Source organism: Mycobacterium sp. NGS56 (assembly GCF_059812425.1).
Genome location: NZ_JCALCQ010000003.1, coordinates 206,133 through 227,114, shown reverse-complemented (window position 1 = coordinate 227,114; position 20,982 = coordinate 206,133). Strand labels below are relative to the sequence as shown.

The following is a 20,982-nucleotide window of genomic DNA, read 5'->3' as shown; positions in this document are numbered from 1 at the left end:
GAGTGCAGCGCGGGGCAAAGCAATTCGTCACAGTGACGTATTGATGCCGATGTGGCCGCAACGGCGGAAGGGGTACCGACCACTTTGTGGTACGCGCGGGGCGGTCCGATGGCACTTTCCCACCCGACGCGCAGCCGCGGCTAGTTGGTAAGACGGAGTCCTGTCGGGGGTTGTCGGCAGATGACGCCGCGCGGTTGCCAAGCCGGGGTGGCAACGAGCTAAAACAGAGATGCTTGTCGGAGCTCGGCGTTAGTCCGTACCGATAAGCGACATTATGTTAGGTAGGACTTGGAATAGCGGGGGTATGAAATGGTGGGTGACCAGCCAGTATCCTATTCGGCCCTTTCATGGGCCCAGCTGGCTGAAGTCACGCGACACGGCGCGTCAAAACCACACTTTCCGCCCAGCGACGGGACGCCCCACCGCGCCCAAGATCCACAGGATGATGCCGACGACTACCAAGATGCCGCCAATCGTGTACAGGATGCTGAGGCCGGTGAAATAGCCGACAACGAGAAGGATGATGCCGAGGATGATCACGGTCGCTCCGATCTACGGGTTGCCGCGGCAGGTGCCGTTTAACGGCGGATACCCATAGCGCGACTCCTCAACCCTAGTGATATGTGCGGGCGCCGGCCCCGTTGTTCGGCGGTGGTCGCGCCGCCCTGGGCTTCCTGCTAGTAGAGAATTCACCGGCCAGGGTAAGTGCTGGACGTGCTGCACGGGCACAAGTATTGACGGTCGCATGGTGGTTTCTATGCGCACTTGCACCACGTCCATGCCGCCCTCGGTAAAGAGTGAGTGACGGATCAGTTGCGCGCGAACCGTCTTTGCACGTTGGGGCGGCTTCGCAGTTTCTTGGGGTATCCGGGGCCCATCTTCATCGTCGTATCTTCCGCTCGTAGCGGCGCTCGACAGGTGGCGCACACAACTTCGGCGTGACTGTCGTGTCCGCAGCTTTCGTGGTGAAACACCACAGGCGCGCCGTCAGCCCCCGCCAGCCATTGGTCTCCCCACCGTGACATGGCCGCCAGAACGCCGAAGAAGTCTCGCCCCTTCTCGGTGAGCAGGTAGTCGAAGCGGACGGGTTCGTGCTGGTAGGGCCGCTTGTGCAACAGTCCTTGCTCCACAAGCCGATTCAGCCGCTCGGTCAATGTGTTGCGCGCGATTCCCAGTTCGCGCTGGAACTCATCGAACTTCGTGATCCCGTAGATCGCCTCACGCAACACCAGTATCGCCCATCCGTCCCCCACCAGGTCGACCGTGCGGGCGATCGAACACGGCCAGTTCGCAAACGATGTCTGTCTCACAGCAAGCAGCATACCGTCTGATGATGAAACCTACCAGTTCAAACGTTAATTCCGGGATGTGATCCTGATAGAAGCAAGCTCGTCAATTGCAGGTTGTGGCAACCGCCGTAACCCCTAACCACCGAAAGATAGCTCTATATAGATTATTAGAGGTCTACTTCGCTGGTTCGGCTCTGGAAGTTCACGGGATGACTCTGCAGCCGACGGCCGCCGTCAAGGCATAAGTCTTGTATCTGAACTGATAACTGTTACAGTGCATTTCATGCATTCGTCGCCTCAACGTCTGACTCAAGGAGGCCTCATGGCCGCGGTCTGTAACTACCCTGGACCCGATATCACCTCGCGACTTCGAGAAGGGGACGGCATTGCCGCGATCTCCGTGCACTGTTTTCTCGGCGCTCGACACATCTGGGACCGGGTCATCGGCCGTTGACCTGGCCGGGCCGGGGTACCGCCTCGGCGCTCCGAGGCCGTATCGAGCAACGGAGAAAGGAAGGAAGGTCTCAGTAGGGTGATTGGATCGCTCACCGGCAAATATTTGGCTAATTCTTGCCCGAGCCAGGTGCCGAAGCCCCATGGCATACCGTATTTGCTTGGTCAACTCGCGATGACGCTTTTGCTCGCAGTCACCTTGCTCATCGTCGGCTGGCTTCTTTTGCTCCCGTCGTCACGGCATCCGGAACCGTCGCGGGGCACAGACTCGATCCTGTGCTCTCACGACATGGCAAGCGTGACATGTCATGCAAGACCGACCATCCCGCGTCGTCCCTAGCCCGGCATCTTCGCTCATGTCGCCTTGAGACGCTTCTATCAACCAACTCTTGTCGAACATTTCTCGCGATCTGCGACTGTGTGAACTTTCAGTTGGTCCCGGTGAAATGCACCCCCATCAACGCCGCCTCCCCGAGGCTCATCCACTGCCGTTGCCGGCGAAGACCGCAGCGAATTCCTCAACCCTATCCGCAAGGAGGCACCATATGAGCAGTCTGGCACTGAACCTAATCGAGGCAACCCGACGTCGCGCGGAGGGCATTGCCATGCGCCTCGACGATGTCGAAATTTCCTACAGCTGGCTCGATTCGGCCAGCGCCTGTTTGGCCGGTCTGCTGGCAGCGCATGGATTGCTTCCCGGTGATCGGGTCGGCGTCATGCTGCCGAACGTTCCCTACTTCGCCGTCGCCTACTACGGCGTGCTGCGGGCGGGCGGTGTTGTGGTGCCCATTAATGTTCTGCTGAAGGATCGCGAGACCACCTTCTACCTGTCGGACTCGCAGGCGAAGTCGATTATCGCCTGGCATGAGTTCGCACCCGCTGCAAGGGCCGCAGCCACGGCTACTGGTGCTGAGTGCATCGTGGTGACCCCGGGAGAATTCGAGGAACTGATCGGCGCGGCCGAACCCGTCGCCGAACCCCTCCCGCGCGAGGATGGCGACACCGCGGTGATCCTCTACACATCGGGTACGACCGGCACGCCGAAGGGCGCAGAGCTCACCCACGCCAACCTGCGTCGTAACGCTGCGATGGCGGCCGAGGCGGTGGACCTGGCGGCCGACGACGTGATCCTGGGCGCCCTGCCGCTGTTCCACGTGTTCGGGCAGACCGGGGCGCTGAACGCCGCGGTTGCGGCCGGCAGCTGCCTGACACTGATCCCTCGTTTCGATCCGGCCAAGGCACTCGAGATCATCGAGCGCGACCACGTCACCGTGTTCGAAGGCGTCCCAACGATGTTCGCCGCGATGCTGTACAGCGACAAGCGGTCGGACACGGCGTCGCTGCGGTTGTGCATATCGGGTGGGGCCGCGATGCCGGTCGAGCTGATGCGTGGCTTCGAGGAGGCCTTCGGCTGCATGGTGCTCGAGGCCTACGGCCTCAGCGAAACCTCGCCGCTCGCGTCGTTCAACCATCCCGACAGGGAGCGCAAGCCGGGATCGATCGGCACGCCGGTCACCGGGGTCGAAATGAAATTGGTCAACGTAAGTGAGGACGGTGTCGGCGAGATCGCCATCCGTGGCCACAATGTCATGAAGGGCTACTGGAACCGGCCAGACGCGACCGCTGCCGCGATCGACGGCGACGGCTGGTTCCACACCGGCGACCTGGCGCGCGTCGATGACGACGGCTACTACTTCATCGTCGACCGAACCAAGGACATGATCATCCGTGGCGGCTACAACGTCTATCCGCGCGAAGTCGAGGAAGTTCTCTACGAGCATCCCGCGGTCCGGGAGGCGGCCGTCATCGGCATCCCCGACGACATGCTCGGCGAGGAGGTGGGCGCCGCGGTCGCGCTGACGTCCGGAGCCGAAGCGGACGCCGCCGCAATCCGGGACTTCGTCAAGGACCGCCTGGCCGGCTACAAATACCCGCGGCGGGTCTGGTTCGTCGACGAACTGCCCAAGGGTCCCACCGGCAAGATCCTCAAGCGCGATATCGCGATCCCCGCGGAGAAATGACGGAATCTTTTGCATCACACAAGTTGTGGGCTACAAACTACGTGCGCATCCACATACACCACACAACCGCCAGTTCGCGTCGATCCATGTGGTCGAAACCATTCACCGTCATGGCATCTGCGGCGCACTCCGAACAGACGCCAGCGAATGCATTGTGTCGCACCGCTCCCCTGCTCTCAGTCGCTGATCGCAGCCTCGCAAGGGAGGAATGCGGCGGTACGAAATATGACATGTTAACAGAGGCAGTATCGTCTATATATATTGCCTTGCAATGTAATTCGCAATAATTTCACGCCCCTGCAGCTTCGCGCTTGAGTGCGGTTACAACTGCCGGACGAAGGTGATGCGGCCCTTAGAGATCGAGGCGGCCGGAAGGTAGTCGCGCCCATGGGAACGTGATATGAGGGTTTGTAAGACACTCACTGGATCCGCATGGGCGACGTTTCGTAGGGCACTGCAACCCCCGCTCCAGGTGAACGCTCGATTCGGGCTATAGCCCGGACGGCACGACCTTGCCGTTCATCGTCACTCGGACCTGGCCGGTCTTCGGGTTGTACCCGATCGAGCCGTGCTCGAAGTTCGACACGAGCAGATCGCCGACGGCGTTCTGGTCGCTGATGGGCAAGCCCAGCGGGCCTGCCGAACCGTTAGTGCCGGTGGGCGCAGGCGTGCCGTCCGGGTCGCGTGGAATGTTCCAGGCCTCCCGGATTTTGCCGAGGGTGATATATGCGGGCGTGCCGGATTCGTCGTTCTTGGCGGTGATCGCGCCACCCTGGAACTGCTGAAATACGACGCCGCTGTCCCGTTTTCCCGCGTTGCGGTCCCCCGTCAGCGGCTTGCCGAGAGCACGCCTCTGATCCTCGGTTGCCGACGAGTACTTGGCTGCGATCGGGCCGGTCAGGGTCACCTCGACGTCGCGCTCCCCGATGATTTTCACCTCGGTGGGCGGTGCCGGGGTTGTAGACGCAGAGGTGGCGTGCGCCCCGGGCTGTGGCGATGCCGACGCGTCGACGCTCTTGTCATTGCTGCAGCCCGCGGTGATCAGCGCGACGGCGGCCAGGCCGACGACTGCCGCGTGGCGGTATGCGATCGTTCTCATGCGCTTCCTCTCGCGTTGTGTGGTGTGGATCAAGTTGCCGGCTGGCCCCCACGCCCGCCGGGGCAAAAGCCGAACCAACTTGAGTGGCGCAGGCGGTCACGGTCTTCGTGGCTCCGAACGAACTTACAGCGCGGTGATAGACGGCGAGCCGGAGCACCTGAGTAAGGGGTCACCGGGGCTCGGAGAAATCATCGGAGCGACATTGTGCTGCGTGTTCATGTTGGCTGTTGTGAAATCGCCCGTCGCTTCCTACCCCGTCGGTGAGAAGTTCAAAAAGAAAGGCTTAGGGAAGCAAATTGCTCCGATACCGGGCTGATCAACGACCGCGCGATCGGCAAGCGTTATTTGCCAAACGTCAGGTTTGAGATGCCGAGCTTTGGATAAACCTCATTCTCAGCTGCCTGTGCTGGATAGCCGGCGCCTCACGAAGGGAGCCCGACGTGGCGTTCTCACATATTGCGTTGAAAACCACGACAGCGACAGCTGCACTGGCGGCGGCCGGAATCCTCGCGGCGACACCGGCATTCGCCGATCCGCAAGTACTGCAATTCGGCCAGATGGCAGAGCTTTCCAGTAATGGCGGAACCATCGACTACACCGTGAGCAACCTGCAGCCCAGCGGCCACAACGACGGCATCTGGTACTCCGACGTCACGGCCAAAGGTGTGAGCGGTAATGCAACTCCGAACATTGCCGACTTCAATGCCCGCGCGGTCAACAGCTCCACGTTTGCGGTGATGAAGGGTAACCAGACCGACGGCCTTCCCGAGGGGCCACTCCCCCTGGGCACCCCTGTTACGGGCCGCATTTACTTCGACGTTCGCAACGGTACGAACCCCGACAGTGTCGTCTACCGGGACGCCGGAGGCACGGACAGGGTCGTCTGGAAAGGCTAACAACTCGACTCGCGTGACCCCCCTCGGGAATACACACGAATCGAATATGCAGCGTTACGGATAAGGACGCGAGTCTACAGCGGACCTTCGACGAACTGCGCGATGCCGTCGCCAAACGACCAATCCTCACGCGTGGTTTCGACGATAGAGACGATCAAATCCGATGGCTTTAGGCCGGTTTCAGCCTGAAGTCGGTCAGCAAGGGCCCGGTACGCTGCTTGCTTGTGGTCGCGTGTTCGACCCTGCTGGACGATCTGCAAGATGACGATGTCATCGGTCCGCTCGAACCCGAGTCCGGTGTCCTCCGCGATTATCTGGCCCGGCTTGTGCTCGGTGATCAACTGGTACCGGTCCCGGTCTGGCGCAGCGAAGTGATCGAGCATTACCTGCTGAACGGTATCCACCAGCCGCCGAAGTTGTGCCGCCGTACGGCGAGCCTCGATGACGTGAATGTGGACGAGTGGCATGACGCTATCCTTACGACCGTCACGCGTCCGGGTAGCCGCTGGGTAGCATCTCGCGTTCGAACGACTCGCGGCCCGTGGCGTCGAAACGTGCAAGCAGTTCCTGCACTTCGTCTTTCAGCTGCACGAGCTGTGATAGGCCGACGAGCTCCCCGCCGAACCGGATCGGCGAAACCGTCACCAGGATGGTGGTGTTTCCGTACGGACTGGCCACGTACTGCACCGGCTCGATTCGGCCGTCCTTGAACAGCTTGAGCATGGCGTCGAACCGCGGGTTGGTGATCTTGCGGTGATGCCGTTCGTGCACGGAATGCCCGAGGTAGGCGGGTTGGCGATCCAGATGCTCGGACGCCCATTTGTTGTAGTACATCACCGTGCCGTGCCGGTCGAGGACGGTGACCCCGAGGCCGGCTTGTTCGACGAGGCGATCCGCCCACTCGCCCAGCGCCCAGTCCGCGACGATCCGTTGATCGGAGATCTCGCTGCGATCAGCATCCGTAAACATTCGAAACCTTCCGGGTTGCGTGTAGTACCTGTCGGCCGGTACTCGGCATTGCACCAAGCGTGTACGCCGGGAGCCACACGCACAATGAGTTATCTCCCGCATAAGCCTTCGTCTATGCCGAAGTCTCATAGGCCTGTGGCGGTTTGAGTAGTGTGACTCTATGGCCTACGACCTCACCGATCTAGAACTGTTTCTGCAGGTAGTCGACCAGGGCAGCATCACGCAAGGAGCAGACCGCGCGCATCTGTCGTTGGCCTCGGCCAGCGCGAGGATCAAGGCAATGGAGAAGGCTCTGGGCGCTAGATTGCTGGACCGTCATCGGCGGGGTGTTGTGCCGTCTCCGACCGGGTGGTTGTTGGTGGCACACGCCCGAGCGATCGTTGGCCAGCTGGCTCGGATGCGCACCGAACTGGCTCGCTTCTCCGACGGGCTGCAATCCACGTTGGTGGTGCTGGCGAACACGTCGGCCACCCAAACCTTGCTGCCGACCGCGGTGGCCAACTTCCTAGCCGCACATTCCGACATCGACATCGAGCTGGCGGAGCGCCCGAGCCATGAGACCGTCGCGGCTGTCACCGAGGGGCGCGCGGAGCTTGGAATAATCGCCGACACGGTGGACTCGGGTCGACTGGAGTGCTCGACGCTGCGTCCGGACCGGCTCGTCGTAATCGTGCCGGCCGGCCATCCACTCGCCGACCGCGACCAAGTCGCGTTCAGCGCCTGTCTGGATTACCCCTTCCTGGGATTCACCCAGGGAAATCCGCTGCAGGAACACCTGAGTGGCCAAACCCAGCCTCTCGGCCTTCGCCCCCGCTACCGCGCGCATCTGCCCAATACTGACGCAATCTGTGCCGCGGTGGCAGCCGGAGTCGGCATCGCCGTGGTTCCAGCTTTGGCCGCAGCACAGCGGCAGATTCGAGACCTTCGCACCATCGACCTGACAAACGCGTGGGCGCACCGCAATCTTCTGCTGTGCTATCGCGATCGATCGCAATTATCCAGTGCTGCTGCAGAATTCAGCGCGCATCTGTTCGCAGTCGAATGAGCGACCGCGGCAACGCTTGTCGCAGATCTGCCCGCTAGCATCCGGTTTCAGGTGCGGCAGCGATGCCGCCGGCCCGAACGTTCAGGCGGATGGTGCGTCTTCGCGCATCCGACGCATCAGTCCCTGTTCGCCCCGCGCTTCGGGTAGCGGAATCAATTCGGCGTGTATGGTGCGACCGAATTTGGACCGCATAAGCCGATGTGCCGACGGCACCAATACGCCATGCAAAAAGGGATACTTCTGCCGCAGCAGACGACTGGCTTTCAGATATTCATCCCCCTCCAACAGGCGCACGCTACCCGATTGCGTTGATCCCGTCGGTTTGCCCGACGCTGTGGCTGGGCCGAATTCGACCGTGGGGTTGCGCCGCATTCGGCGCACTTTGACCGCCCGCTCAAAACTCCGAAAGTAGGCCCGGTCTCCGTTTACCACGATGCTGACCGGGCTAGAACCTGGCGTTCCGTCCTTCCGAAAGGTCGTGAGGCTGATGGTCTTTTGCCGCACGAACGGCGCCAACGCCGAATTGGTTGCCGTGCCAACCGCGCCCACAACATAGCCGAGTTGGCGTAACCGCAGCACCAGGGCCAGTGCCAGCGCAACTGACATCGCTCCGAGAACCCAGGCTTGCGAGGCCGAACCACCCTCGTCGAGGTCCACAACGTGGTTCACCGTGTGCACAGTGTTGGCCACAATGAAGCCGGCCAACGCGGTGGCCAACGCATCGGCCCAGATCAGCGCCAGCAGCAGGATGACGCCCAGACCTAGCTGGAACGCGCCGACGTCATGCAAGAAGTGCCGGTGTTCGCCAAATCCGACCGCATCGGCGAATGAAGGCGGGTCGATCAGGCACCAGACCCCGATCCCAGCGGTGGCTACCCCCACACCCGATGTCACCGCGACCACGTACAGCCGCGCTAGCCTATTCCATCGATACATCATGCCGCCCTTCCCACGGAGCCCTGTTTTTTCCTTAGTCGCTTGACGGAATGCGTTGCCGATATGTGACGTCAGCCCCGCAGCCAGTGCGTCCTTGACAGAACTTGCCGGAGACGCAACATACGCTTGGCTGGCGTGCACGGATACGCTCAGCCGTGCAGGGTGGGCCGGTAGATGAGCTCTTGGATATCGCCGTCCAGCGTCCGGCTTTCCATCAGCTCGAGGTCGAAGTCGGCCGCACCCCGAAAGATCGGAGCATCTCCGGTCTGACCGGTGATCACGGGAAAGATCGTCACCTGGACCCGGTCGACCAGGCCGACGGCCATCAGCGCTCGGTTCATCGACAGGCTGCCGTGCGAGCGCAATGGCACCTCGGACTCCGACTTGAGTCGGGCGACGGCATCGACGGCGTCGCCGCTCACGACGGTCGCGTCAGGCCAGTCCAGAGGTCCATCCAGGGTGGTGGACACCACCGTCGCCGGCAGGTGCCGCATCCGCGTGACCCACGGGTCGCGCACGTCGGAATCCTCGGAGCTCTCGGACAGCATTTCTGCGAATAGCCGATATGTGTTGGCGCCGAGAACCATTCGCTGCTTCCCGCCATACACGCCGAGGCGGTGGTCGAGCAGTTCGGGGCCTTGCTTGCCCCAATAACCGCCCCAATCGCCGCCGCTGACGCCGGCGAAGCCGTCGAGGCTGGAAAAGACGTCGAAGGTATAGGTGGCAGTCATTGATGGTCTCCTCGAGTGCGGTGATGGCGTGTTGGGGATACAGACTGGACGCCCTGGGGAAACTAATCGCGTCAATTCAGGTGGTCTCGGTCCGCTGTCGCCAGGCAGGCCCTGGTTTAGGCGGAATGGCGTGTGGGCAATCGCAGGCATGAGTTCGCTACGATCCATCTGGTTTCTCGCTACTGCGGCGGTAACGGCCGGCGCGGGGCTGACCTGCGCCCACGCGCCGAAGACGACCGCCGAGCCGTGTCCCAACGTCGAAGTGGTGTTTGCCCGCGGTACCGCCGAGCCGCCTGGGGTCGGCGGTACCGGGCAGGCGTTCGTCGATGCGCTCAGGTCACGGGTCGGCGGCAAGTCCGTGGGCGTCTATCCGGTTAATTACGAGGCGAGTAGCGACTTCAACGGCGGCCTTGCTTTCGCCCGAACCGTTGTGGACGGCATCAGGGACGCCGGCGCACATATCGAGTCCACGGCGTCGAACTGCCCGAACACCAAAGTGGTGCTTGGCGGATATTCCCAAGGCGCCGCCGTGGCCGGCTTCGTCACTTCGGCTTCCGTGCCCAAGGAAGTGCCGCAGGAGTTCGCGTCCTATGTACCTCAACCGCTGCCGCGAGCGGTCGCGGATCACGTTGCCGCCGTGGTGCTTTTCGGGACGCCTTCCAATGAGTTCCTCCGCGGTGGCGGCGCGCCGCCCATTGTGATCGGCCCCCTGTACGCGAGCAAGACCGATCGGCTGTGCGCCGCCGATGACAACATCTGTGACGGCGCACCTCCGGGGCCGCCTGGGATCGCTCACACTTTGTACGCGGCGAACGGCATGGTCGACCAGGGCGCGGATTTCGCTGCGCAGCGCCTTTAGTGGGCCACACGGCGTGCCGGTCATCGTAGGCTTTGCGCATGCGTTCGGATCGTTATGCCGTCGGGGTGATCACCTGCGTCGTCGCGGCGGGCGTTGCCGCGACCGCATGCAGCAAAAGCACCACCGGACACGCGACTCATGCCACTAGCGGTGCGGGCACCTTCCAAATCACTACGGCAGGGCCGTCGGGGCCGACGTCAGTGGCGCCGACCGGTCAGCCAGTCGGCACGGCGGTAATGAAGGTCAGTGGCGGCGGCGGCCCGGTGACGATCAGTTACCGGATCAACGGAGGCCCTGAGCAGACTGAGGCAAACGTTCCGCTGCCCTGGGAAAAGCATTACTCTGTCTACAACGAACTGGAGTCGCAGGTCACGGCCGACGGCGGGGACGTCCCGCTCATTTGCACGATCATCATGGATGGCGACAAGGTCGTTGCGTTGAAAAGTGAACCGCGGCCCACATGTAACTTCGCCTACTGGGGCTAGTTGCCAACGCGCACGGCGCAGCGACGCCGTCAATGGGTCGATCGTAGGCCGTTGCAGGCGGCGGGAATCGGCGGTGGGCGGACCGCGATATATGTCGAGATACGGTGCGGCGTAGACGTTTCCGCACGGGCTGCACGACGGCGTGGCGCCTGCACACTAAGTCAGTGTGAGGGCGCCGCAGGTCACGCTGGAAAAACCCAGAAGCGAATGTCTTTGTCGTGTGAGGTCATCCGCTAGGACCGACATAGCTGCCCCGAATGCGATGTTGGGATCGGTAGCCAGGTGAAAACGCGAAATTGCGCATGCTTTCGGCGTTAAATACGAGAGCGGAAAGGACAATGCTGTGGATACGACCCGAACGCTGAAGAGAGTAGTCGCCGCGGCGGTGTTGTCGGGCGGCTTCGCCGTGCCCGGAATGTGGTTCGCCGTAGGTAGCGCCGAAGCCCAGCCCGGCCCGACGCCTTGGACGCATGGCTTTGCACCAGAAGACGGGCCGGTACCCCCCGGCGCAAGCGGGCCATACACCTGTTGCCCGGAGGATCAAAAGAGCGGGCTTCACCCCCAGACCGGTCGCGGATGTCCGGGGACGGACGTCAACTGGGACGCGAGTCAGTGCCACACCTGGTACGGCGTCTACTGGGGGCATGGGAACGTGGCCCCCGGAATCTGGGAGGGTGGCCCGCCGCCGCCGGAGGCATTGCAGAAGCCGTGGTGCGGGTTTCCGTTCATGTGTTCAGGAACCCCATAACCTAACGGCCGGGCGGCGAAAGGCCTTCATCCCAACGGAATTGGTGGAACGCGCCACACGCTGAAAGGGTCTCCCCCGCACCGAGAGCCGTATTTGTATCAGCCTGCGGGCGGACGACATTCGTTTGCGCCAGGATCCCACCACCAACCGTTGTCGCAAGCGAGGGGCTGCGGCCCGACACCGAGGGGTCGGCACACATTGGCCGTCGGATCCCACCATTGGCCCGGGTCGCATGCCAACGGTTGCGGACCGACCCCGAGCGGTCGGCAGACCTTGCCGGACGGGTCCCACCACTGCCCCGGATCGCAGTCGGCCTTACTCACGGCCGGCGTCGTGATCGCCACGGTCGCCATCGACGCGAACGCCATCATGACGATGACGACAAGGTGGCGAATGAATGCCCTCATTAGAGCCTCCCGTCGTGACTGTTCATTAATCGAACCGAGCCGGGCCATAGGGGTCAACAGCAAATCGGGGTTCGGGCAATGACCACCATGCCGATTAGTTTCGAGCGGTCGAGCAGTCAGACCTTCCAAACGGACCAATCGAGAGCAAAGGTGGAATCATGTCCTCCCAAATCACGGCCTTGCCACCGGTCGTCGATCAGCAATCCTGGCGGGCCGCGCTAGACGATCTGCGCAAACGCGAGAAGGCCGCCACCCGCGAATTGGATGCGATCGCCGCCCAGCGGCGGCGATTGCCGATGGTCGAATTGGGCGATTACACCCTGGTCGGGCCCGACGGTCCGATTCGTCTGCCCGACGTCTTCGACGGCCGATCGCAACTGATCGTCTACCACCACATGTGGTCCGACGGCGCGGAGTGGCAGTGCGGCGGTTGCACCGGATTCACATCGCAATTCACTCGACTGGAATTCCTCGACAACTACGATGTCCGGTTCGTCATCGTCACCAACGGACCGATCGAGGAAGCCCTCGCCTACAAACATAAGGTCGGCAATCGGATGGACTGGTATTCGTCATCGCAGAGCACGTTCGCCACCGACATGGACGCGCCGCCGGGCGGTGGTTTCGGGGTCAACGTATTCCTGCGCGACGGCGAGACGGTGTACCGCACCTGGCATACGAACGGGCGGGGCACCGAGCAACTCAGTCACTCGTTTGGGCTGATCGACATCCTGCCGTGGGGCCGCCAAGAGGAGTGGCTCGATTCGCCAGAAGGCTGGCCCTCGCGGTCCACCTACTCGGGGTGGCTCGACTCCCCCGGTATCGCCGCGGCTTACGGACCAACGACGAGTGAGGTCAACCCATGAGCGCCAACGCCGAACGCTACGTCGTCACCCGCACCATCGCCGCCACCCCGGCCGAGATTTTCGCCGTCCTCGCCGACCCATCCCGCCACCGGAACATCGAGCCAACCGATTGGGTCCGCGACTCGGTGGAGGCCGCTCCGATCACCGGCGCGGGCCAGACCTTCGCGATGAACATGTACCTGACTCAAGCGGGCGGCGACTACATCACGCACAACCTGGTTTATGTGTTCGAGCAGGATCGCACCATCGGCTGGATGCCGGGAGTGCTCGACGACGCGGGCAACCACTCCGCGGGCGGCTGGTTCTGGCGCTACGACCTGGCCCCGAAAGGTGATCGCACCGACGTCACCCTCACGTACGACTGGAGCGGCACGCCGCAGACGTTTCGGGACCGCGTCGGCGAGATGCCTATCTTCGGCGAGGATTACCTCGTCGCGTCGCTGGCCGAGCTGCAGCGCTCGCTCGCGAGCTGACCAGTCATTCCGAACCAGCCACCAACCCATCAAATCCTTTGCGGCTCACAGATATAAGTGACGGCCGCAGTCCTTGACCCAAGGTGAACTGGCCGCTCGCCTTTCGGCATTTCGGATTCTTCACCTTCGACACGGGCGCGGACAAAGCGCACAATTGCCGAATGGAGGTATGTCTTTTCATCGCCGTGGCTCAATCCGCTCGCCGGCATCGCGCCCCGAGAGCACCGCGGCCGAACTGATGGGTACCGAGCCGCGGCGCGCACTGAGCGGCCTCTCAGACATACGCGCGTTCTTTCACACCAACAAGGTGCCGCTCTTTTTCATCTCGCCGACCCCGTTCAACCTGCTCGGGGTCGATCGATGGATACGAAACTTCTTCTACCTGACCTACTTTGACTCTTTCGAGGGCACCCATTCGCGCGTGTTCGTTCCCCGGCGCCGCGACCGCCGTGATTTTGAGTCCATGGACGAAGTGTGCAGCCACCTCCTGTCCGATCCCGAGACGCTCGAGTTCATCGCGGGTAAAGGTCCAGGTGGCAAGTGCTGCTTTGTGATGCTGAACGAGGAAATTCAGGCCCTCGCGCGGTCGGCAGGGCTCAAGGTCATGCATCCGCCGATCGAGCTGCGCCAGCGCCTGGGCTCCAAAATCGTGATGACGCGCCTGGCCAACGAGGCGGGTATACCGAGCGTGCCACACGCGATCGGGCGGGCCGGTTCTTATGAAGAACTGCTGACGCTCGCAGAAAGCGCCGGATTGGGAGACGACCTGGTCATCTCGGTCGCCTATGGCAACGCCGGCAGCGGGACGTTCTTTGTGCACGGTCAGCGCGACTGGGACGAGTATGCCGGTGACCTGACCTCGCAGCAAGAAGTCAAAGTGATGAAGCGCATCCGCAACGTGGAAGTGTGCCTCGAGGGTGCCGTGACCCGCCACGGCACCGTGGTCGGCCCCGCGATGACGAGTCTGGTCGGTTATTCGGAGCTGACGCCGAGCCGGGGCAGCTGGTGTGGCAATGACATCTGGCGCGAGGTGCTGCCGCCCGCCCAGACCCACGCCGCGCGAGAAATGGTGGGAAAGTTGGGCGACGTCATGCGCCGCGAGGGTTACCTCGGCTACTTCGAGGTGGACCTTCTGCATGACCTCGACTCCAACGAGCTCTACCTGGGCGAGGTGAACCCGCGGCTGAGCGGCGCCAGCCCGATGACGAACCTGACCACCGAGGCCTACGCCGACATGCCGCTGTTCCTTTTTCACCTGCTCGAGTACATGGACGTGGAGTACGAGCTCGACATCGACGAGATCAACTCGCGCTGGGAGTGCGGCTACGGCGAGGACGAGGTCTGGGGCCAAGTGATCATCACGGAGACCTCGCCGGACGTCGAGCTGTTCACCGCGACGCCACGCACCGGGGTATGGCGTATCGACGACGACGGCCGGGTGTCCTTTTCGCGGACCGCCAACGACTGGGCCACGCTGCTCGACGGCTCCGAGGCCTTTTACATGCGTGTCGCGGCGCCTGGGGACTTACGTTCCGAGGGTGCGCAACTCGGCGTGCTGGTTACTCGCTCACACCTGCAAACCGACGATTATCAGCTCAGCGAGCGCTGCCAGCGCTGGGTCAAGGGCATGAAGGCGAAGTTCACCTCAACGCCCCTGACGCCGGCCGCGCCGATCGTCTCACGGCTCGTCGCGCGCGCGTGAGCGCCCCGGCAGGTCTGTCCCTGGACAACTGGCTCTCGACGCCCTACGCGCACTGGTCATTCCAGCACGTCGACGACGTGGTGCCGACGGTCGTGATCTCGCGCGGGACCGGGCCGGTTGCGGCGTTGCCTCCAGCCACTTCTCCCCTGGCCGAGATACCTCTGGTCAACTCCGGCGAGATCGCTACCACCGTTCGCGAGGTGATGGTTACCACCGCCACCGACGGTTGGGCCATCGCCCACCGGGGGTCGATGGTGGCCGAGGAGTACCTCGGCGGTTTTGGGCCCCGAACCCGCCATCTGCTGTTTTCGGTGAGCAAGTCGCTGGTGGCGACCGTCGTCGGCGCGTTGCATGGGGTCGGCGCGATCGCGCTCGATGCGCCGGTGACGGATTACGTTCCCGCACTGGCGAACTGCGGCTACGCAGGTGCGACGGTGCGCCATCTGCTGGATATGAGATCTGGCATTGACTTTTCGGAAAATTATGAAGATCCGGCCGCGGAGATACATCTTCTCGATCAGGCGATGGGGTGGGCGCCCAGGAGCAGTCCGGGCGCTCCCGCCACGCTGCAAGAGTTCCTGTTGAACTTACGGCAGAAGTCCGCTCACGGTGGCCCGTTCGAATATCGCTCGTGTGAAACCGATGTGCTGGGCTGGATCTGCGAGGTCGCCGGCGGCCGACGGATGCCCGAGTTGATGTCACAACTGTTGTGGAGCCGCATCGGGGCCCGATGCGACGCCACGATCGGTGTAGACGTTTGCGGCACGGGGTTTTTCAACGGCGGCGTCAGTGCTTGTCTCACCGACATGCTCCGATTCGGCTCCCTGTTATTGCGCGACGGTGTCTCATTGACCGGCCAACAAGTGGTGCCGGCGGCGTGGATCGCGGACACCCTCGGCGGCGGGCCCGACTCACGTCAGGCGTTCGCCGCCAGCCCCGATGACAACGAAATGCCCGGCGGGATGTATCGCAACCAGATGTGGTTCCCTTATCCCGGCGATGACGTCGTGCTGTGCCAGGGCATGTGCGGTCAGATGATCTACGTCAATCGCAGCGTGGAGCTGGTCGCCGCCAAATTATCCACCCAAATGAACTCCCACGAGCCGCACATGCTTGACACGTTGCGCGCTTTCGATGCGGTGGCACGCGAATTGGCTTAGATCACTTGATAGCTCGCCGGCACACGCTGAGCATTTCGACGGGCCGCTCTTATGAACACTGGCTATCGTGATGCTGCCTTGCTTTGTTTGGAAGGGAATCAAATGTCCTCGCCCCGACCGCTGGCCACCATCACTGCCCCGATAATGGTTGCCGCCGCAGTTGTGAGCGGCCGCGGCATTGCGGCTGCGACCCCCCAAGATTGACGCGTACCTCGCGCAATTGCACGCTGTCGGCCTAACATGGCCACCAAAGACGGAAGAGGCGCTGATCGCGGAGGCGCACGACGTGTGCTACGACCTCAACTGGGGTTGGACGCCGCAACAAATCGCCGACGACCTGCACGCCCGTTTGGACACGAAGGGCGTGACATTGCTAGACGTGGGAAGCCTCGTGAACGCCGCCCACTCGATTTATTGTCCCGGCAACGTGTGCGACGCCCCTAGCCTTTGCACCTAACTGTCAGGGCCACGGGAAACCGGGTGCCGGCGGCGGCACTTTCCGGTCCGCTACCAGATCACAACTGCACCACTCGGTGCAGGCCTACCGGTAGGCAACGCCAGGACTGGCTGTAGCGTGTCGGCCGTGGAGTCCCGGATGTACTGTTCCCTCGCGCTTGCGGCTTCGGTCGCAACCACCGCCCTGACGCTCGCCGGCGCGGGCACGGCCACCGCGGCCGGCTCATGCCCCACCGCAGCACCGCAGAACGGCGGAACACCCGACTGGACTCTGAGCGGCACCACCGGCAGCGTCGCGGTCACCGGGTCAACGGATACGACCGCTCCGCTGGTGAACATCACCGCACCGTTCAGCGTGAGCCAGACCCAGGTGCACACGCTGCACGCCGGAGAAGGACCGGTGGTCTCGAGCACCGCCAGGGTCTCCGTCTGCTACATGGGCGTCAACGGCCGTGACGGGTCCATCTTCGACAGCAGCTATCAGCGCGGCGAACCGGTCGACTTTCGGCTTACCGGAGTTGTGCCCGGCTTCCAGAAGGCCATCGCCGGGCAAAAAGTCGGATCTACGGTTGCCGTCGCGATGGTCCCCGCGGATGGCTACCCCGAAGGTCAGCCCAGCGCCGGGATCCGGCCCGGCGACTCGCTCGTCTTTGCGATCAAGATCCTCAACGCGACGGGATAGCGCCCGCTAAATCGCCTGTGCCCCAGGTCAATCACTCAAGGGGGCGAACATGAGCGTGGGGTCTATCCCGAGTTGTCGAGCGACGTGAGTGGTGTCCCAATATTCACGCCAGTGCGTGATCGCACCGTCGCGGACCTCGAAGAGTGCTGTGACGTAGAACGTTACGGCGACGCCGTTCATCTCGTTCACGTCGACCCGCTCGACGACGACGGTGTCGTCGTCGGACACGATCGTGCGGATCTCACTGCCCTCGATCATGCCCGTCGACAGGGTGTTGTGCTTTTCGAGTTCGGCTCTCGCGGCGTCTCGTCCGCGCACCACCGGGGAGAGCGGCACGTGGAGTTGCCAGACGAAGTCGTCGGCCATGAGTGCGGTCATGGCGTCGATGTCCATGCGCTGGCCGTAAGCGGCATGTATGAAATCGACGACGAGCTTTTCGTTGTCGTTCTTGGTCGCAACACTTTTCGCCATCTCGCCGTCCTTGGTGATTGCAGTTCGCTACCTTTCGGACTGTGGATGGCCGCGACCGAATTCGGCGCTGATATACGAATCGCTTAACGAGGGTTCAGGGACGGCGCAACGTGATGATGGTGACGTCGTCGTCGGTATGGTCCGATGCCATCACCGTCCAGATCCGGGTCGCCGCCGAGTCCCCTGCCTGACCAAGGGTTTCGGCCAGAAGATCGAGTCCATCGTCGATGGACCCACCCCGGCGTTCCACCAAGCCGTCGGAGAACAGGACCATGCCGTGCCCGGGTTCGATACTGAAGGTGCTGGGTACATATCTGACACCCTTGACGCCGATCGGCGGCGACAGCTTGATCGGTGCCGGGATCGCTGTCGAGTTCGTCAGGTACGGCATCAAATGGCCCGCCGAGGCCGCCTCCACCTGGCCTGAGCGAAGATCGACCCGCGCTGCGATGACGGTGGCGAACGCGCCGCGCAGCATGTGCACACAGAAGTCGTTGAGCTGCTCCAGGGCTTCAGCCGGTGTGGCGCCGGCGAACAACTGAGCACGCAGCGCGTTGCGTAGCGCCGCCATGGTGCCGGCCGCGGCGATGCCATGCCCGGCGACGTCGCCGATCAACACGATCAGCCGGCCGTCGCGGAGCTCGAACGCGTCATACCAGTCGCCGCCGACATTGTCCCCCGCGGCGGGCTCGTAATGGGCTGACAGCTCCCAGCTTTCGAGGTCCGGGATCGACTCGGGCAGCAGGCTGCGCTGTAGCGTCTCAGCCAAGCGCAATGCTCCGCGCGTCCGGCGGTACAGCGACTCGACCAGGTGGCGCCGCAACAACCCCGCGGATTCGATCTCGCTCGACGACCACGGTTCACTGCGTCGATGGACGATCTCGCGCCACCGGTCGAACGATTTGCGCGGACTGAGCCGAAGGTGGTCGCCCTCACTGACGGCGATCGCCTTGTTGTACGGGTCGCCGCCCCAGTCCACCGAACGCAGCACCTCCCGCCGGAACCAAACGGCGAATTGCCCGTCAGGCAGGTTGAGCACGAGCGCGCCGGCGGCTAGCTGCGGGTCGAGCTCGAGCTCGGGCAACGCCCGGGACAGGCACTCGCTGCTTGCGATGTCGTCGTCCATGTCACGCGCCCAGTCGGCGACGGCGGAGACGACTTCCGGCGGCGGAACCGAGCCGCGTAGACGGGTGTCGCCCCCGATGTTGATGACCACGCCGTCGGCGGGCACGAGGTCGAGCAGGTCGGGCGCGCCGAGCAGCGCCTGCGACAGCGGCTCGGCGTCATCGAGCGTGGCGGCGGTGAGCTTGCCCAGTATGGCCTGGGCGGCCAACCGCTTATGCAGTTGTTCGTCCTCGAATCGGTCGACCAGTCGCAACGACAGGGTCGCGCCGAGGAACTCGGCCGCCGCCCGGGTGCCGAAGGGTGGCAGGTGTGGACCGGCGTAGTGGTGGCAGGCGATCAGTCCCCACAGCCGTCCCTGCCGCAGCAACGAGATCGACATCGATGCGTGCACGCCCATGTTCTGCAGGTACTCGATGTGGATGGGCGAAACGCTGCGCAGCGTGGCATACGTCAGGTCCAGCGGCGTAGTGCTCACCGGGTCGATGCTCGGGATCAGCGGTGCTGGCGTGTAGTCGACGTCGGAAATCAGCCGAATCCAATTCTTCTCGTACAGCGCGCGCGCCTGGGCCGGGATGTCGGTCGAGGGGTAGTGCAGGCCGAGGAAGGAGTTGAGGTCGTCGCGCTTGGACTCGGCAACGACCTCGCCGTTGTATTCCTCGTCGTAGCGGTACACCATCACCCGGTCGAAGCCGGTCAGGTCCCGGACGGCGCGCGCGGCGGTGGCATACAGCTCGGTCAGCGTGGCCGCCCGGTTCAATTCCTCCACCGCACCGCGGACCGCCTGATAGGTGTTCGGAAATGAGAACGGCCGTACCCCATAAGCGATCTCGAGCTCGACCAACACGACGCCGCCCGGCTCACGGTGCAGGATCGCGTCGAAGGCGCGCGACTCGCCGGCGACCTCGATGGTGAACTCGAAAGGGTTGTTCTGGCGCAGACTGCCGAAGGTCGCAGCGGCCTGCTCGACGCGGGCGGCCTGCTCGGAACCGATGAGTGCGGACAGATGCCGGCCCAGGACGGCCTCCACGGGACGCCCGAGCAGGTCGGTGACGTTGGCGCTGACCTGACGCACCTCGAACGCGGGCTCGCGTACCACCGCGAGCACACCACGCGGCTGGATGCTGCCGGGGATGTGGATCGGCTCACGCGCACAGTTGTCCAGGTCGATGGGGGTGCCTACCGGCACGAGATCGTCGATCGGCTGATGCGTGGGCACCGATGGGCGAACGAGCCGCTCGTCGCTGGTCACGCGAGCGGCTTCATCGGATTGGTGAGGGTTAGCAGCCAGACCTCCAAGCTATCAATGCGTGTCGCCCCGTTGGCCGGCACTGTGGCCCGCGCGCTCACAATAATTTCTCCCGACAGCAACACTCGGGCTTTCGGCTCTGCCTGCATCCGCTGCAGCAACCGCCCGCCGCGATCATCAATGTAATGTGAGCAGGTCATGCGCTCGATCGCCGTTCCAACAAGCCGCCGTCTGTCGGTCGCGATGAAAGAGGGCTCGGCGGCCGAACACGATGCCGCCGAGCAGAGCCCATTCATGTCCGAACTGCTCGCCGGCCGGATTGGCGCGGCGGGCTACGCCGCCTACTTGCTGCGGTTGCGGATCGTGTACGCCGCCCTGGAGGAAGCCGTGCGGGCGCGCCGTGACGATGCCATGGTCGCCGCTGTGTATGACCCCGCGTTGGAGCGACTGACGGCTATCGACGCCGACCTCGAATACTGGCAGCCCCGGGGTGCCGAACGGGAAGTCGACTCCCCCGCCGCGGCGGCCTATGCCGAGCGGCTGCGCGCTTCCACGTGGGGCGGCGCGCTGGTGGCCCACCACTACACCCGTTATCTCGGCGACCTGTCCGGAGGGCGGGGCATCGGCAAAATCCTGGACCGCACGTTTGCCCTGCGCGGTGTCGGCCTTTCCTTCTACGAATTCCCCGTGCGGCCCAAACCGTACAAGGACGCGTACCGGGCTCGCCTCGACGCCCTGAGCGCCGACGCCGTGGAGATCGATCGCATCGTCTGCGAGGTGAAATTCGCCTTCGGCCTCAACCAGGCCCTCTTCGATGAATTGGCCGACGACCTTGTGGACCGTCAGCGCTGAACCACGCCCGC

General features: G+C 63.4%; 24 protein-coding genes. 13 read left to right on the top strand and 11 right to left on the bottom strand.

All coding sequences use genetic code 11. The features are described from left to right. Nucleotides 1–384: 384 nt before the first annotated feature. Entirely contained in the window at nucleotides 385–540 is a 156-nt protein-coding gene (locus tag AC5Y4F_RS11250) for a hypothetical protein (RefSeq protein WP_156749964.1), read from the bottom strand. Between the two features lie 269 nt (nucleotides 541–809). Next, on the bottom strand, nucleotides 810–1,310 hold the full coding sequence (locus AC5Y4F_RS11245; RefSeq protein WP_067932270.1) for a winged helix-turn-helix transcriptional regulator: 501 nt from the start codon (nucleotides 1,308–1,310) through the stop codon (nucleotides 810–812). A gap of 301 nt (nucleotides 1,311–1,611) precedes the next feature. Between AC5Y4F_RS11245 and AC5Y4F_RS11240 the strand changes: the two genes are divergently transcribed. Further along, a complete protein-coding gene (locus tag AC5Y4F_RS11240; protein ID WP_255405001.1) occupies nucleotides 1,612–1,743 on the top strand; it encodes a hypothetical protein in 132 nt (43 codons plus the stop codon). 544 nt (nucleotides 1,744–2,287) lie between these two features. After that, nucleotides 2,288–3,763, top strand: a complete 1,476-nt coding sequence (locus AC5Y4F_RS11235) for a long-chain-fatty-acid--CoA ligase (protein WP_067932173.1) — start codon at nucleotides 2,288–2,290, stop codon at nucleotides 3,761–3,763. Between the two features lie 490 nt (nucleotides 3,764–4,253). On the opposite strand, the gene AC5Y4F_RS11230 is transcribed toward AC5Y4F_RS11235, so the two are convergent. Continuing rightward, nucleotides 4,254–4,862 (bottom strand): LGFP repeat-containing protein, encoded by a 609-nt coding sequence (locus AC5Y4F_RS11230; RefSeq protein WP_067932171.1) that lies wholly within the window; start codon nucleotides 4,860–4,862, stop codon nucleotides 4,254–4,256. Between the two features lie 440 nt (nucleotides 4,863–5,302). Here AC5Y4F_RS11230 and AC5Y4F_RS11225 point away from each other — a divergent pair, with 440 nt between their 5' ends. Further along, the gene (locus AC5Y4F_RS11225) at nucleotides 5,303–5,758 is read left to right on the top strand and encodes an MPT63 family protein (RefSeq protein WP_499996700.1); all 456 of its coding nucleotides are present in this window, start codon (nucleotides 5,303–5,305) and stop codon (nucleotides 5,756–5,758) included. A 74-nt stretch (nucleotides 5,759–5,832) separates the two neighbouring features. Here AC5Y4F_RS11225 and AC5Y4F_RS11220 read toward each other — a convergent pair whose 3' ends face one another. Both AC5Y4F_RS11220 and AC5Y4F_RS11215 read right to left on the bottom strand, forming a co-directional pair. Continuing rightward, a complete protein-coding gene (locus AC5Y4F_RS11220; protein ID WP_067932168.1) occupies nucleotides 5,833–6,225 on the bottom strand; it encodes a tautomerase family protein in 393 nt (130 codons plus the stop codon). Nucleotides 6,226–6,244: 19 nt separating this feature from the next. Then, a complete protein-coding gene (locus AC5Y4F_RS11215) occupies nucleotides 6,245–6,727 on the bottom strand; it encodes a PAS domain-containing protein (protein WP_067932165.1) in 483 nt (160 codons plus the stop codon). A gap of 160 nt (nucleotides 6,728–6,887) precedes the next feature. Between AC5Y4F_RS11215 and AC5Y4F_RS11210 the strand changes: the two genes are divergently transcribed. Further along, nucleotides 6,888–7,772: a LysR family transcriptional regulator gene (locus AC5Y4F_RS11210; RefSeq protein WP_499996698.1), complete on the top strand. Its 885-nt coding sequence runs from the start codon at nucleotides 6,888–6,890 to the stop codon at nucleotides 7,770–7,772. A gap of 81 nt (nucleotides 7,773–7,853) precedes the next feature. On the opposite strand, the gene AC5Y4F_RS11205 is transcribed toward AC5Y4F_RS11210, so the two are convergent. Both AC5Y4F_RS11205 and AC5Y4F_RS11200 read right to left on the bottom strand, forming a co-directional pair. After that, nucleotides 7,854–8,711 carry a PPOX class F420-dependent oxidoreductase gene (locus AC5Y4F_RS11205; RefSeq protein WP_067934171.1) on the bottom strand — a complete coding sequence of 286 codons (858 nt, stop codon included), beginning with the start codon at nucleotides 8,709–8,711 and terminating at the stop codon, nucleotides 7,854–7,856. Nucleotides 8,712–8,857: 146 nt separating this feature from the next. Next, nucleotides 8,858–9,439, bottom strand: coding sequence for a dihydrofolate reductase family protein (locus AC5Y4F_RS11200; protein WP_067934173.1), 582 nt, complete (start codon nucleotides 9,437–9,439; stop codon nucleotides 8,858–8,860). Nucleotides 9,440–9,587: 148 nt separating this feature from the next. Between AC5Y4F_RS11200 and AC5Y4F_RS11195 the strand changes: the two genes are divergently transcribed. Continuing rightward, nucleotides 9,588–10,298, top strand: a complete 711-nt coding sequence (locus AC5Y4F_RS11195) for a cutinase family protein (RefSeq protein WP_067934175.1) — start codon at nucleotides 9,588–9,590, stop codon at nucleotides 10,296–10,298. A gap of 38 nt (nucleotides 10,299–10,336) precedes the next feature. Beyond that, complete coding sequence (locus AC5Y4F_RS11190; protein WP_067934177.1) at nucleotides 10,337–10,783, top strand: hypothetical protein; 447 nt, start codon at nucleotides 10,337–10,339, stop codon at nucleotides 10,781–10,783. Nucleotides 10,784–11,629: 846 nt separating this feature from the next. Here the strand turns inward: AC5Y4F_RS11190 and AC5Y4F_RS11185 are convergent. Further along, entirely contained in the window at nucleotides 11,630–11,938 is a 309-nt protein-coding gene (locus AC5Y4F_RS11185) for a hypothetical protein (protein WP_067934179.1), read from the bottom strand. Between the two features lie 158 nt (nucleotides 11,939–12,096). Here AC5Y4F_RS11185 and AC5Y4F_RS11180 point away from each other — a divergent pair, with 158 nt between their 5' ends. The 6 genes from AC5Y4F_RS11180 (at nucleotide 12,097) to AC5Y4F_RS11155 (ending at nucleotide 17,277) form a co-directional block, all read left to right on the top strand. Further along, a complete protein-coding gene (locus AC5Y4F_RS11180; protein ID WP_067934180.1) occupies nucleotides 12,097–12,804 on the top strand; it encodes a DUF899 domain-containing protein in 708 nt (235 codons plus the stop codon). Next, entirely contained in the window at nucleotides 12,801–13,277 is a 477-nt protein-coding gene (locus AC5Y4F_RS11175; protein WP_067934181.1) for an SRPBCC family protein, read from the top strand. The genes AC5Y4F_RS11180 and AC5Y4F_RS11175 overlap by 4 nt, the downstream gene beginning before the upstream one ends. A 238-nt stretch (nucleotides 13,278–13,515) precedes the next feature. Then, nucleotides 13,516–14,979 carry a biotin carboxylase gene (locus tag AC5Y4F_RS11170; protein WP_067934367.1) on the top strand — a complete coding sequence of 488 codons (1,464 nt, stop codon included), beginning with the start codon at nucleotides 13,516–13,518 and terminating at the stop codon, nucleotides 14,977–14,979. Further along, nucleotides 14,976–16,139: a serine hydrolase domain-containing protein gene (locus AC5Y4F_RS11165; protein WP_499996693.1), complete on the top strand. Its 1,164-nt coding sequence runs from the start codon at nucleotides 14,976–14,978 to the stop codon at nucleotides 16,137–16,139. The genes AC5Y4F_RS11170 and AC5Y4F_RS11165 overlap by 4 nt, the downstream gene beginning before the upstream one ends. Nucleotides 16,140–16,317: 178 nt before the next feature. Continuing rightward, the gene (locus AC5Y4F_RS11160) at nucleotides 16,318–16,596 is read left to right on the top strand and encodes a DUF732 domain-containing protein (protein WP_499996689.1); all 279 of its coding nucleotides are present in this window, start codon (nucleotides 16,318–16,320) and stop codon (nucleotides 16,594–16,596) included. Between the two features lie 138 nt (nucleotides 16,597–16,734). After that, nucleotides 16,735–17,277 (top strand): FKBP-type peptidyl-prolyl cis-trans isomerase, encoded by a 543-nt coding sequence (locus AC5Y4F_RS11155; protein WP_369829699.1) that lies wholly within the window; start codon nucleotides 16,735–16,737, stop codon nucleotides 17,275–17,277. 27 nt (nucleotides 17,278–17,304) lie between these two features. Here the strand turns inward: AC5Y4F_RS11155 and AC5Y4F_RS11150 are convergent, their stop codons facing one another. From AC5Y4F_RS11150 to AC5Y4F_RS11140, 3 genes are all read right to left on the bottom strand, one after another. Continuing rightward, nucleotides 17,305–17,748 carry a limonene-1,2-epoxide hydrolase family protein gene (locus tag AC5Y4F_RS11150; RefSeq protein ID WP_067934186.1) on the bottom strand — a complete coding sequence of 148 codons (444 nt, stop codon included), beginning with the start codon at nucleotides 17,746–17,748 and terminating at the stop codon, nucleotides 17,305–17,307. Nucleotides 17,749–17,842: 94 nt separating this feature from the next. After that, nucleotides 17,843–20,122, bottom strand: a complete 2,280-nt coding sequence (locus AC5Y4F_RS11145; protein WP_197520553.1) for a SpoIIE family protein phosphatase — start codon at nucleotides 20,120–20,122, stop codon at nucleotides 17,843–17,845. Next, nucleotides 20,119–20,415: a hypothetical protein gene (locus tag AC5Y4F_RS11140; protein WP_197520559.1), complete on the bottom strand. Its 297-nt coding sequence runs from the start codon at nucleotides 20,413–20,415 to the stop codon at nucleotides 20,119–20,121. The genes AC5Y4F_RS11145 and AC5Y4F_RS11140 overlap by 4 nt, the downstream gene beginning before the upstream one ends. Between AC5Y4F_RS11140 and AC5Y4F_RS11135 the strand changes: the two genes are divergently transcribed. Beyond that, nucleotides 20,318–20,971 carry a biliverdin-producing heme oxygenase gene (locus AC5Y4F_RS11135; RefSeq protein WP_067934190.1) on the top strand — a complete coding sequence of 218 codons (654 nt, stop codon included), beginning with the start codon at nucleotides 20,318–20,320 and terminating at the stop codon, nucleotides 20,969–20,971. The two genes, AC5Y4F_RS11140 and AC5Y4F_RS11135, sit on opposite strands and share 98 nt — an antisense overlap. Nucleotides 20,972–20,982: the final 11 nt, after the last annotated feature.

Coding starts and splice junctions, on each gene's coding strand:
- AC5Y4F_RS11240 (WP_255405001.1), top strand. CDS start 1,612: ATGGCCGCGGTCTGTAACTACCCTGGACCCGATATCACCTCGCGACTT.
- AC5Y4F_RS11235 (WP_067932173.1), top strand. CDS start 2,288: ATGAGCAGTCTGGCACTGAACCTAATCGAGGCAACCCGACGTCGCGCG.
- AC5Y4F_RS11230 (WP_067932171.1), bottom strand. CDS start 4,862: ATGAGAACGATCGCATACCGCCACGCGGCAGTCGTCGGCCTGGCCGCC.
- AC5Y4F_RS11220 (WP_067932168.1), bottom strand. CDS start 6,225: ATGCCACTCGTCCACATTCACGTCATCGAGGCTCGCCGTACGGCGGCA.
- AC5Y4F_RS11215 (WP_067932165.1), bottom strand. CDS start 6,727: ATGTTTACGGATGCTGATCGCAGCGAGATCTCCGATCAACGGATCGTC.
- AC5Y4F_RS11210 (WP_499996698.1), top strand. CDS start 6,888: ATGGCCTACGACCTCACCGATCTAGAACTGTTTCTGCAGGTAGTCGAC.
- AC5Y4F_RS11205 (WP_067934171.1), bottom strand. CDS start 8,711: ATGATGTATCGATGGAATAGGCTAGCGCGGCTGTACGTGGTCGCGGTG.
- AC5Y4F_RS11200 (WP_067934173.1), bottom strand. CDS start 9,439: ATGACTGCCACCTATACCTTCGACGTCTTTTCCAGCCTCGACGGCTTC.
- AC5Y4F_RS11195 (WP_067934175.1), top strand. CDS start 9,588: ATGAGTTCGCTACGATCCATCTGGTTTCTCGCTACTGCGGCGGTAACG.
- AC5Y4F_RS11190 (WP_067934177.1), top strand. CDS start 10,337: ATGCGTTCGGATCGTTATGCCGTCGGGGTGATCACCTGCGTCGTCGCG.
- AC5Y4F_RS11185 (WP_067934179.1), bottom strand. CDS start 11,938: ATGAGGGCATTCATTCGCCACCTTGTCGTCATCGTCATGATGGCGTTC.
- AC5Y4F_RS11180 (WP_067934180.1), top strand. CDS start 12,097: ATGTCCTCCCAAATCACGGCCTTGCCACCGGTCGTCGATCAGCAATCC.
- AC5Y4F_RS11175 (WP_067934181.1), top strand. CDS start 12,801: ATGAGCGCCAACGCCGAACGCTACGTCGTCACCCGCACCATCGCCGCC.
- AC5Y4F_RS11170 (WP_067934367.1), top strand. CDS start 13,516: ATGGGTACCGAGCCGCGGCGCGCACTGAGCGGCCTCTCAGACATACGC.
- AC5Y4F_RS11155 (WP_369829699.1), top strand. CDS start 16,735: ATGTACTGTTCCCTCGCGCTTGCGGCTTCGGTCGCAACCACCGCCCTG.
- AC5Y4F_RS11150 (WP_067934186.1), bottom strand. CDS start 17,748: ATGGCGAAAAGTGTTGCGACCAAGAACGACAACGAAAAGCTCGTCGTC.
- AC5Y4F_RS11135 (WP_067934190.1), top strand. CDS start 20,318: ATGCGCTCGATCGCCGTTCCAACAAGCCGCCGTCTGTCGGTCGCGATG.
- AC5Y4F_RS11140 (WP_197520559.1), bottom strand. CDS start 20,415: ATGAATGGGCTCTGCTCGGCGGCATCGTGTTCGGCCGCCGAGCCCTCT.